This window comes from Streptomyces sp. C10-9-1 (genome assembly GCF_024497955.1).
Lineage (GTDB): Bacteria > Actinomycetota > Actinomycetes > Streptomycetales > Streptomycetaceae > Streptomyces > Streptomyces sanyensis.
The window spans coordinates 71,185-82,379 of the sequence record NZ_JANHKP010000007.1 but is presented as its reverse complement, the minus strand read 5'-3'; the positions used below and the strand labels follow the sequence as shown (position 1 = coordinate 82,379).

Below are 11,195 nucleotides of genomic sequence, written 5' to 3'. Positions count from 1 at the left end.
GCGCGTCAGGAGGAGCGGGTGCGCCGCTCCGCCGCCTCGCGGCCGCAGGCGTAGGCGAGCGGGCTGATCAGCTCCTCCGCGTCGGGGAGCCAGCGGTTGGCCGGGGTCGGGCGCCGCGCCCACTGCACCGCCCCCCGGCCGCCGATCCGGGTCGGCGGGGCGGCGACCCAGTGGCCCTCCCCGCGGGTGACCAGGTCGATGGCGGAAGGCATCCACCCGAGGTTGCGGATCAGGTCCGGGGCCTTGAGGGAGGCGCCGGGGAGGACGAAGAAGACCATCCGGCGGTCGGGCGTGCAGGTGACCGGACCGAGCGGGAGGTCCATCCGCTCCAGCCGGGCGAGGGCGAGGAACCCGGCCGACTCGGAGACCTCCAGCGCGTCGAAGGTGCGGCCCGTCGGCAGCAGGACCGAGGAGCGGGGCTGCTTGGCCCACAGGCGGCGGACCGCGGTGGCGCTGCCCGTCGCCTGGTTCGCCCAGTCCGGGCGGGCCGGGTGGGCGCCGGGGGCGGGGCACGCGGCGTCACCGCAGGAGCAGTGCTCCGCGCCGTCCGCAGCCTCCAGCCAGGTACCGGGGAACACGTCCCAGTGCCGCTCCTCCGCGTACCGCACGGCACTGTCCAGTAGTTGCTCGCCCCGCTGGTGAGGGATCGGTGCGGCTTCCGTGACTCCCATGGTCTCATCCACGCCAGACTCAACTACCGCCGCGACCTCGGGTTACGGCCGGTGCACGCCCGCGCGTCGGCGCATCCGTCCTTCGTCCGGGGCGCACGGGTGCACGGCCGGGGGCGCGCACGGGGCCGCGCCCTCGGTACCGGGTAGCCAGAGCGGGGGCGTTCCCCGGCCGTACCCGGGTGCGCCCCGCCCGTGCACGGGCCCACCGGACCCGGGGAGGGTACGCGCACCGCACTGTTCAGGCCAAACAGCGTCAAAGCGCCAAAAGGAATCAACCGGCGGATTCCGCATTCTCCGTGGCTCATCCGGGCAGTGATCGACCCGGCGGCCGACATGTCGACCCGGTGGCCGGCGGACCCGGCGGCCGATTCACCGATTCACCGATTCACCGCTTCACCGACCTGTCGACCGACTCATCGACCGACTCATCGACCGATTCACCGGCCGACTCATTGACCGACTCATTGACCGACGCGGCATCAGGGGGTCACCAACCATGGCAGCCAGGCCACTCGTCGCCCGCCAGCCCAACGAACGGCTCCAGGCGCTCATCCAGGAGGCCGGGTGCTCCAACGCCGGCCTCGCACGGCGGGTCAACATCGTCGGCGCCGAACGCGGGCTCGACCTCAGGTACGACAAGACCTCGGTGGCGCGCTGGCTGCGGGGCCAGCAGCCCCGCGGCCGGGCCCCGGGCGTCATCGCCGAGGCGCTCGGGCGCAAGCTGGGGCGCACCGTCACCATCGACGAGATCGGCATGGCCAACGGCAAGAACCTCGCGACCGGCGTCGGGCTCCAGTTCTCGCCGACCGTACCCGGTGCGATCGAGCAGGTCTGCGAGCTGTGGCGGTCCGACGTGGGCCGCCGGGACTTCCTCTCCGGCTCGGCCGTCGCCGCCTCCGCGCTCGTGGAGCCCAGCCGCGACTGGCTGATCACCGGGGCGGACGCGCAGGTGGCGCGTACGGCGGGTGCGCGCGTCGGCCCCTCGGACGTCGAGGCGGTGCGCGCGACGACGGCCGCGCTGACCGAGCTCGACCACCGCTTCGGCAGCGGGCACGTCCGGCCGGTCCTGGTCCACTACCTCAACAGCGTCGTCTCCGGGCTGCTCTCGGGCGCCTACCGGGAGACCGTGGGGCGCGAACTCTTCGCGGCGGTCGCCCGGTTGACGGAGCTGGCCGGCTACATGGCGGTCGACACCGGCCAGCCGGGCCTCGCCCAGCGCTACTACATCCAGGCGCTGCGGCTCGCCCAGGCGGCGGGTGACCGCGCCTACGGCGGCTATGTGCTGGCCGCCTCCATGAGCCACCTCGCCGCCGAGCTCGGCAACCCCCGCGAGATCGCCCAACTCGCCCGTGCCGCGCAGGAGGGCGCCAGGGGCAGGGTCACCCCCCGTGCGGAGGCGATGTTCCACGCGGCCGAGGCCCGCGGCCACGCGCTGCTCGGGGACGTGCGGTCCTGCCACGAGTCGCTGTCCCGGGCGGTCGCCTCGCTCGACCGCGCGGAACCGGGGTCCGGTGACGACCCGGCCTGGATCGCCCACTTCGACCACGCCTACCTCGCGGACGAACTGGCCCACTGCCACCGGGACCTGGGCGAGGCGGAGGCCGCCGCACGGGCGGCCCGGGAGGCGCTGACGCACCTGCCCGCCTCCAAGGCCCGCCGCCGGGCGATCGGGCTGGTGCTGCTGTCCTCGGCCCAGGTGCAGCAGCGTGAGGTGGAGCACGCCTGCCACACGGCCGCCCGCGCGGTGGAACTGCTCGACGGGTTGCGCACCGGCCGGGGCGCCCAGTACCTGGAGGATCTCCAGCAGCGGCTCGAACCCTACGCACAGGAGCCCCCGGTGCGGGAGTTCGCCGCGCGGCTCGCCCTGCGGACGGCGGCCTGACCCGCCGCGGCCGGGCCGCGGGGGCCGCCCGTGTCCCGGCTGTGTCACCACCGCTGCACACGTGTGCGGGGGCGTCGGGCCACCCGGTAGCGTGAGCCGACGATTCCGTAGGCCCAGACGTAGGAGTCCCGGTGACGCACAGCGGACAGGGTGACGAGCAGCGGCCGCCCGCCGCGCGGCCCGCGCACGAGGGCGTCGTGCTGCCCGCAGACGGCCAAGAGCCCGTCATACCCGGCCCGTCGGGCGCGCAGGCGGCCCCCGCGGGCGGGCAGCCGTGGGGCGCCCCCTGGGGCCCGCAGCAGCCGCCCGAGGGGCAGGACCCGGCCGGCGGCCACGGCGCCGCGCCGGGCCCGCCTTCCGGCGAGGCGCCGCCCGGTGCCCAGGCGCCCGGGTACGGCTATCCGTCCGTGCCGGGCGGCCAGGGTCCGGGTGCCTCGTACGGGGGCGCTCCGGTGCCCGGTGCGGGGTACGGGTCCGCGCAGGCGCCCCACGGGCAGGGCCACGGCTACCCGCCCGGCCCGGGGGCGCAGGTGCCGGGCCACGGCCACCCGTCCCCGCCCGGCGCGCAGGCGCCCGGGTACGGCTATCCGTCCGTGCCGGGCGGCCAGGGTCCGGGTGCCTCGTACGGGGGCGCTCCGGTGCCCGGTGCGGGGTACGGCTCCGCGCAGGCACCGCACGGGCAGGGCCACGGCTACCCGCCCGGCCCGGGGGCGCAGTCCGCGGCCCCGCCGTACGGCGCCCACGGCACTCCCGCGCAGCCCCTGCCGCCGCAGAACGGACCGGGCCCCCATGCGGCCGCCCCGGGAGCCGCACCCGCGGCGGACGCCGAGCAGACCCGGCTGCTGCCCCCGCAGGGCGGGCGGGCCGCCCCGGCTCCCGGCGGGGCGGAGGACGCCACGCAGTACCTCGCCCCCGTGCCGCCCGCGCCGCCCGGTGCGGGCGATGCCACCCAGTACCTCGCCCCGGTGCCGGGCGATGCCGGGCAGCCCGGCGCGCTGCCTCCCGAGTCGCCGGCCGAGTCCACGACCTTCCTCGGCACCAAGGCCCCCGCCCGGCACGGCGCGCCCCACCGGGCGGCCCCGGCTCCCGGCGGGGCGGAGGACGCCACGCAGTACCTCGCCCCCGTGCCGTCCGCGCCGTCCGCCCCGCCCTTCGGCATCCGGCCCGGCGCCCCCGGGGACCGCCCGCCGCCCGCCGAGTTCGACAGCCTCTTCCGGGCCGATGCGCCCGGCGCGGCGGGAGCCGACTCCACCCGGCAGCTGCCGCGCTACGACGCGGGACCGGCGGCCCCGCCCCGGCCCGCCGGACCCGGCGGCGGCCAGGAGCCGCCCCACGGGTCGCCGCCGTACGACCCGCCCGGGCGGGGCGACGGCCGGTCCGGGGCCCGGCGCTCGGTCGTCCCGGTGGTGGCGGCGGTGGTCGTCGGCTGCGCCGTGCTCGGACTCGGCGTCGGTGCCGTCCTGTTCAGCGGCGGGGACGAGGGCCCGGCGCCCGCCGCGGCGGCCACCGTGGCCGCCGAGTCCCCCCGGAGCACCGCTCCCGAGCCGCCCGAGCCGGACGAGGACCCGGCCGAGGAGCAGGCCGAGGCGCTCGACGAACTGCTCGCGGACAGCAACGACAGCCGTGCCGCGGTGATCCGCTCCGTCGAGAACATCAAGAAGTGCACCGAGCTGGACCAGGCCGCCGCCGACCTCAAGGACGCGGCGGAGCAGCGCCGGGGCCTGGTGACCCGGCTCGACGGGCTGGCGGTGGACGAACTCCCCGACCACGCCCGGCTGACGGCCGCACTGACCGAGGCATGGCAGGCGTCCGCCTCGGCCGACGACCACTACGCGGCCTGGGCGAAGCAGGTGAAGGGCAAGCGGGGCTGCAAGGACGGCCAGGCGCGCACCACCTCGCACACCGCCCAGGGCAACCGCGCCAGCGGCGAGGCCACCCGGGCGAAGGACGAGGCCGCCGCGCTGTGGAACGCCATCGCCCGCGAACACGGGCTCACCGAGCGCCAGAGCACCCAGCTCTGACGGTCCGTCCGCCGGACGGGGAGCCCCGGGGGCGGCACGGCTCGGCGGTCCCCGGGGCCGGTGGGCCTCCGGGGACCGCCGCTCCGCTCCGCCTCAGAAGGCCGAGGTCAGGGTGTCGGCGACGTCGACGAACTCGTCCTGGGCCGCGACCAGTCGGCCCTCCCTGACGATCTGGAAGGTGACGCTGCGGTTCACGATGCGCGGGAAGCTCGGCGCCGGGAGCATGTCCTCGTAGCCCCAGCGCAGTTCGGGGGTGAGGCCGTCGGTCGAGACCTGGAGCCCCTGGTCGAGGGTGTAGGCCAGGGTCCGGGGGGTGATGGTGTCCCGGTCGATCGCGCCCACGACCTTCTCCAGGACCGTGTAGGCGATCCAGGTGGTCTGGACGCCCGCGTCCGCCGGGTCGACGGCGTTGTCCCCGAAGGCGTGCTCGTCGATGACCTCGCGCATCGCGTCCCAGCGCCGGTCGTCGGCCTCCGGGTACCAGCCGGTGACGTAGGCGCCCTCGAAAGGCCCCGAGCGGCCCCCGGTGCGGTCGACGAGGGGCTGGCCCACGCTGCCGATGACCGAGGCGATGCGGATGTCGCGGCCGTCGTCGGGCAGGCGGCGGTAGGAGTCGAAGAAGGTCTCCGTGCGGTCCCCCAGTGCGGCGGTCACGCAGCCGGGACGGTCGCTCTCGGACTGCGCCCCCGCGTCGCCCGGCTTCGCGGCCTGCGTGCGGGCCTGCCGGGCCTGCTCGGTGTAGTCGGTGGCGTCGTCCTTGGCGAGGATGTCGGCGGTCGTGGTGTGCTCCCGGTCCGAGGTGAGCCCCGAGTGCAGCAGCTGCGACAGGTCGTCGCCCGCCAGGCTGTCCGGGCGCACCAGGGCGACGCCGCCGCAGGACCCCGCCAGCTGGCGGCCGTTGCCGGCGAGCAGCGCCGGCTGCCCGCCGTTGACCGGGTAGGACAGATAGCTGGTGAACTCCTCCTCGGAGATGCCGTATCCGCCGATGAAGGGGATCCCGGCGGCTTCCAGCGGGGCCATGAAGGTGCCGTACTGGCTGTAGGAGCCGACGACGGCCACCACGCCCTCCTTGACGGCGCGCCGCGCGCAGGCCGCGGCCCCTTCCGGGGTGTTCTGCTCGTTGCAGGTGATCACGCGGAGTTCGTGGCCGTCCATGCCGCCGCGGCTCTCCACCCAGCGGGCGTAGGTATGGGCCATGGCGGGCATTCCGGGCATGTTGGTCGCCCGGGTGTCCACCGGGGCGAAGGTCATCACCGTCACCGGGTCCCGTGAGGCACCCGCGTCGCCTGGGAGGACGCCGCAGCCGGCTATCAGCGACGCTCCGGCCGCCACGGCCGCGGTGCATGCGAGTCGGATGCGGGAGGAGGTCGGGGAGGGGCGGGGGGAGGTGGAGCGACGCCTACCGGTCATGGCTCCGTACGCTTCCTGTCCAGGGGGAACGCCGCTGTGAGCGCGGTTCAACAGGGGGTGACGGCACGGTGAATTGCGGGGGCGGATCCGGACGCTCCGGGGCGGACCGTACGATCGAGTGCGTGCAGCAAGGTTCGGTCCCCCCTTCCCGCCGCGGCCGTCGCTCCTCCACCATGGGCGGCATGCCGCTCAACGACATGCCCTGGTGGCGCTGGCGCAGCAATGTGCGCTCGGCGCTGCACATGCTGTCCGATCCCGCCTTCCACCAGGAGTGCTGGCTCACCGGCCGGGAGGGGTACGGCGACGTCACCGACGCCGTGTACCGCCTGGTCGAGGACACCTGGCTCGACAACTGGTCGGCCGAGAAGTACGTCGGGACGATCTTCCGCGACGCGGGCGAGGCCTCCCTGGTGGACACGGCCGTGCTGCGGGTGCTGCGCATCATGCACCAGGTCGGCCCGGACGCCGCCGTCTCCGCCTACCTGGAGCACCAGGGCTGGCCGGAGGCGGTGCGGGCCGCGCGCGAGGCGCACGTGGCCCTCGCGGCCGGCGACGGGGAGGACCCCGATGTGCCGCCGCGCTCGCTGGACGCACTGCGGATCCTCACCGCCGGCGCCTGACCTCCCGGCCTGACCTCCCGTCCCGGCCGCCCGTCCCCGCGCCCGGACCCCGGCCCCCGTGACGCCCGTCCGCCGGGTCCCGCCTCCACCGGGGGCCCCGCGGAGGCGGGACGTCCGGGGTGCGGACGCCGCTACGGCCGCGGCGGCGGGTGTGGCAGGCTACGAGGATGAGCGACGAGTATGTCCTGACGCTGTCGTGCCCGGACAAGAAGGGCATCGTGCACGCCGTTTCGAGCTATCTGTTCATCACCGGCTGCAACATCGAGGACAGCCAGCAGTTCGGGGACCGGGACACGGGCCTGTTCTTCATGAGGGTCCACTTCACCGCCGAGGCCCCCGTCACGCTGGACAAGCTCAGGGCGAGCTTCGCCGCCGTCGGCGACTCCTTCGCCATGGAGTGGGAGATCCACGACGCCGCCGAGCGGATGCGGGTCGTGCTCATGGTCAGCAAGTTCGGCCACTGCCTCAACGACCTGCTCTTCCGCGCGCGCACCGGGGTGCTGCCCGTGGACATCGTCGCGGTGGTCTCCAACCACACCGACTTCGCCGATCTGGTCCACTCCTACGGCGTCCCCTTCCACCACATCCCCGTCACCAGGGACACCAAGGCCGAGGCCGAGGCGCGGCTGCTGGAGCTCGTCCGCGCCGAGGGGGTGGAACTGGTGGTCCTCGCCCGCTACATGCAGGTGCTCTCGGACGACCTGTGCAAGGAGCTCAGCGGCCGGATCATCAACATCCACCACTCCTTCCTGCCGAGCTTCAAGGGCGCCAAGCCGTACCACCAGGCGCACGCCCGAGGAGTGAAGCTCATCGGCGCCACCGCGCACTACGTGACGGCCGACCTCGACGAGGGGCCGATCATCGAGCAGGAGGTGCAGCGGGTCGGCCACCAGGTGACCCCCGAGCAGCTCGTCGCCACCGGACGGGACGTGGAGTGCCAGGCGCTGGCCCGCGCGGTCACCTGGCACGCGGAGCACCGCATCCTGCTGGACGGCCGCCGTACCGTCGTCTTCGCCTGAGGCGTGATGCCTGAGGCCTGAGGCCTCAGGCGCCGGAGGGCCCGCCCCGGCCCGTGCGCGCCTCCCGCCGGGAGCCGTGGAGGGGCCGGGATCAGATCCTGCTGAGCCCGGCCGCCGCGAAGAGCACCTCGCGCACCGCCTCCCGGTCCCCGTCGTGGCCCGCGGCGGCCTCCTGCGGTGACACGTGGCCCGCCACCAGCCGGCAGAACTCCACGCCGTCCAGCGCCACCTGGGCGACCGAGTGGTCGGCGGAGCCGACCGCCGCGGGGGAGTCCAGGGCGATGTACCAGTGCCCGCCCCCGGAGCCCTCGATCTCCAGGTGCAGCGACCGGCCGGGCGAGCCCGCCGAGACCAGCTGCCGCGGTGGCCCGGCGAGTCCGGCCCGGCGGCGTTCGGCGAGGGCCGCCGGAAGCAGCCGGGCCGCCAGGTCGATCATCCGGTGCAGATGGGCGCCGCCGGGGGCCGGGTAGGGGTAGTCCACGGCGTCCGCGATGTCGTCCGCGTGGATCCAGCACTCGAAGGCGCGGTCGAGCAGCGAGTCCCGCAGCGGGAGGGCGAACGAGCCGTAGGAAACGGGTAGTTCGGCCACACCGCCACCGGCGAAGGACACCGTGCGGATCAGCGCGTGGCTCTGCTCGCGCCACGGCTTCCGGACACGGGGCCCGGAGCCCGCACCGAGGTCCCATGCGGCCTCGGTGCGCAGCGCGGGCTGCCGGGGCGCCTCGGCGCCCAGCGGGTCCTGGAGGCCGAGGGCGGCGGCGACCAGCCCGTCGACGCCCATGAGGTGCGCGATGACCCCGCCCACGGTCGTCCGGCGGTCCACCTGCCGCTCGCCCTCGAACCACTTCAGCCGCACCGGAGCGTCCCAGTCGGAGCGGCCGATGTCCCGCAGCAGCGCGTCGAGCCGGGCGGTCTCGGCGTCGTAGGCGTCGGCCCAGACGGGCACCGGGATGCGCGCCGGGCGGCGGACCAGGCAGTTCTCCAGTACCTGGAAGCGCAGCAGCGGATCGAGGTCGAGGTCGCGGTCGGTGTGCAGCAGGCCGACGGCGTCGCGCAGGCGCAGCGCCTCGTCCGCACAGGGCGCGCACTCGCCGAGGTGCTCCTCCACGGCCGCGGTCTCCTCGGCGGAGCACGCGGACAGCGCCCATGCCCCGAGCAGCGACTTCAGGACGCCGTGCGAGGGCGCGGCAGGCGCCGGGTCCGCGGCCGGCGCGTGATCCGCCGGGTCGGCCCCGGGCGGTTCCCCGGTCCCCGCGGCCGCCCCCTGGGTCCCGTCCGGTATCGCCGCCTCCGGCGCGGGGATGTCCGCCTCCGGGGCGTCCGCCGCCGCGGGGGATGCCGCGGCGGAGCCCCCGCCGGGCGCCGGGCCCCGTTCCCGCGTCCCCCGGGGGCCGGGCGGGGGCGGCGGGCGGTACGCCTCCGGCGGGAGGTCGTCCGCCGCCCCGCGCGGACCCGGGATACGGGGAACGCCCCGCACCTCGTCGTGCTCGCCGTCCCGGCCCTCCCCGTCGTCGGAGGGGCCTCCGCGCCCGCTCACAGGACGCGTCCGTATCCGGGTGGCGAAGACCCCTCCAGCGGGCGGGTGTGGGCCGTCGACAGCAGCTGGAGGCCGAGCCGCAGCCGCCGCCGGGCCTCGTCCTCGGTGACGCCCAGGTCCGCCGCGGTCTGCCGGTAGTCCCGGCGCTGGAAGTAGGCCAGTTCCAGGGCGGCCCGGAGCGGCGCGGGCATGGAGCTCCTGATGTAGTCGGCGCGGGCGGCCACCGCCGCCCTGAGCACCCGCTGCTCCAGTTCCTCCGAGGTGCCGCCGTCGCCCGGGGCGAGCGAGGCGGCCTCGCTCTCGCGCAGCCTGCGGACGGCCCGGGTGTTGGTGAGCCGGGCGACCCAGGCGCGCATCGGGCCCTGCCGGGGGTCGTAGGCGTCGGGGTTCTCCCAGATGTACCCGAAGACCTCGCGGGTGACCTGGCCGGCTGCCTCCTCGTCCTCCAGGACGCGGTGGGCCTGGCTGTGCACGAGCGAGGCGAAGCGGTCGTAGAGCTCGCCGAGCGCCGCGGCCTCGCCCCGCGCGAGCCGCTGCTGCATCCTGCGGTCCCAGCGCGGTGGTGCGTCCTTCGCCATGCGGCCCCCAGTCCCTGCGTCCGTTGCCGCGGTCCCGCCGTGCCGTCCGCTCGTCCGGTGGTCCGCCGCCCCGTGTCCTGCCGAATGTAGTCGGCCCTGCCGAGAACCCACCATCCTTTGCGACAAAGAGGGACAAGGGGCTGTCGCGCGTGGTAGTTCCGCGGTATCGGAGGGTGGAGCGGGGAACCGTGCACGGCATCCGCGGCGTTTCAGTGGGAGACGGTCGGGCAGGGGCGTGGGAAGGCGGCTTCCGGTACCCGGGCCGACCGGTTCGAGAAGGGGGCCGTGGATGACGCTCAGGGTGGCCGAGACCCGCGAGGGCCGATGGACCGTCCTGCAGGTGCGCGGCGAGCTCGACCTGGTGTCCTCGCCCGTGGTGCGCCAGCGGGTGCACGATGCCGTGGCCGCGGGCGACCGCCAGGTGGTGCTGGACCTCTCCGGGGTGTTCTTCTGCGACTCCAGCGGCGTGGGCGTCCTGGTCGCCGCACGGCGGCTGATGCGCTCCTGCCAGGGCCGGCTCCGGCTCGTCCTGCCCGCCCGCGGGGCCGAGGAGGGCTCCCACGTCAACCGGGTGCTCGCCGCGCTCGGGGTACGCCGGCTCTTCGAGGTGTACGCGGACGCGGCCAGCGCCGCGGACGACGAGGCCAGCCCGCTGTCCGCGTAGGGCGGCGGCCACCCGCCGGACACCGTTCCTTCGCCCTTCCGCCTCCGGGGGGCAATTCGGCGGTGGCGTACCCGCCGGGGGGCGAGGGGTCGTACGCTCACCGCATGGACAGCGCAGAATACGAGCGGAAGGTCGCCTCCCGCTTCGCGGCCTTCGACCAGGACGGCAACGGCTCCATCGACCGCGAGGACTTCAGCAGGGCCGCCGCCGCGGTGCTCGCCGAGTTCTCCGTGACCGCCCGTTCCGACAGGGGCCAGGCCCTCTACAGCGGGGCGGAGGCGTTCTGGCAGGGCATGGCCGGCATCGCCGACGTCGACGGGGACCAGCGGGTCAGCCGCGAGGAGTTCGTCACCGGGGCCGCCAAGAGACTGCGCGACAACCCGGACCGCTTCTGCGAGATCGCCCGCCCCTTCCTGCACGCCGTGGTCGCGATCGCCGACGAGGACGGCCGGGGCGTCACCCCGGCCGGAGCCGAACGGGTCCTGCGAGCCCTGGGCGCGACCGAGGCGGACGCGGCCCGCGCGGCCCGCGCCCTGGACGGGGACGGCGACGGCCGGATCGCCGAGTCCGAGGTGGTCGCGGCCTTCGCCGCCTACTGCGTCACGCCGGAGCGGCCCAGCTGAGGCCTGTCCCGTACTCCCCGGCGGGCGCGCCGTGACGGCCACGGCACCTCGCCGTGGTGCCGGATCGCGCGAGTGCACCCGGTGGGAGGGCGACCCCTCGCCGTGCGGCGCACCGCGTCCGACGCGGCACGCCGACCCACCGGGGAGTGCGGGCCTGCCCGTGGGCGGGC

At 75.7% G+C, this 11,195-nt stretch carries 10 protein-coding genes; 6 read left to right on the top strand and 4 right to left on the bottom strand.

What is annotated here, in order from left to right:
• Window positions 1-5: 5 nt before the first annotated feature.
• Window positions 6-671 carry a bifunctional DNA primase/polymerase gene (locus NPS70_RS11615; protein ID WP_256524082.1) on the bottom strand — a complete coding sequence of 222 codons (666 nt, stop codon included), beginning with the start codon at window positions 669-671 and terminating at the stop codon, window positions 6-8.
• 496 nt (window positions 672-1,167) lie between these two features.
• Here NPS70_RS11615 and NPS70_RS11610 point away from each other — a divergent pair, with 496 nt between their 5' ends.
• A complete protein-coding gene (locus NPS70_RS11610) occupies window positions 1,168-2,553 on the top strand; it encodes a transcriptional regulator (protein ID WP_256524081.1) in 1,386 nt (461 codons plus the stop codon).
• Window positions 2,554-2,684: 131 nt separating this feature from the next.
• Window positions 2,685-4,574, top strand: coding sequence for a hypothetical protein (locus NPS70_RS11605; RefSeq protein ID WP_256524080.1), 1,890 nt, complete (start codon window positions 2,685-2,687; stop codon window positions 4,572-4,574).
• A gap of 93 nt (window positions 4,575-4,667) precedes the next feature.
• Here the strand turns inward: NPS70_RS11605 and NPS70_RS11600 are convergent, their stop codons facing one another.
• Window positions 4,668-5,984 (bottom strand): ABC transporter substrate-binding protein, encoded by a 1,317-nt coding sequence (locus tag NPS70_RS11600; protein WP_256524079.1) that lies wholly within the window; start codon window positions 5,982-5,984, stop codon window positions 4,668-4,670.
• A gap of 173 nt (window positions 5,985-6,157) precedes the next feature.
• Between NPS70_RS11600 and NPS70_RS11595 the strand changes: the two genes are divergently transcribed.
• On the top strand, window positions 6,158-6,604 hold the full coding sequence (locus NPS70_RS11595) for a hypothetical protein (protein WP_256524294.1): 447 nt from the start codon (window positions 6,158-6,160) through the stop codon (window positions 6,602-6,604).
• Between the two features lie 167 nt (window positions 6,605-6,771).
• Window positions 6,772-7,623: a formyltetrahydrofolate deformylase gene (gene purU / locus NPS70_RS11590; protein ID WP_256524078.1), complete on the top strand. Its 852-nt coding sequence runs from the start codon at window positions 6,772-6,774 to the stop codon at window positions 7,621-7,623.
• Window positions 7,624-7,714: 91 nt separating this feature from the next.
• On the opposite strand, the gene NPS70_RS11585 is transcribed toward purU, so the two are convergent.
• Window positions 7,715-9,160, bottom strand: coding sequence for a zf-HC2 domain-containing protein (locus NPS70_RS11585; RefSeq protein WP_256524077.1), 1,446 nt, complete (start codon window positions 9,158-9,160; stop codon window positions 7,715-7,717).
• Window positions 9,157-9,738 carry a sigma factor gene (locus tag NPS70_RS11580; RefSeq protein ID WP_256524076.1) on the bottom strand — a complete coding sequence of 194 codons (582 nt, stop codon included), beginning with the start codon at window positions 9,736-9,738 and terminating at the stop codon, window positions 9,157-9,159. Before NPS70_RS11580 ends, NPS70_RS11585 begins: the two co-directional genes overlap by 4 nt.
• A 289-nt stretch (window positions 9,739-10,027) precedes the next feature.
• Between NPS70_RS11580 and NPS70_RS11575 the strand changes: the two genes are divergently transcribed.
• Entirely contained in the window at window positions 10,028-10,402 is a 375-nt protein-coding gene (locus NPS70_RS11575) for an STAS domain-containing protein (RefSeq protein ID WP_256524075.1), read from the top strand.
• Window positions 10,403-10,506: 104 nt separating this feature from the next.
• Complete coding sequence (locus tag NPS70_RS11570; protein ID WP_256524074.1) at window positions 10,507-11,025, top strand: EF-hand domain-containing protein; 519 nt, start codon at window positions 10,507-10,509, stop codon at window positions 11,023-11,025.
• Window positions 11,026-11,195 lie beyond the last annotated feature (170 nt).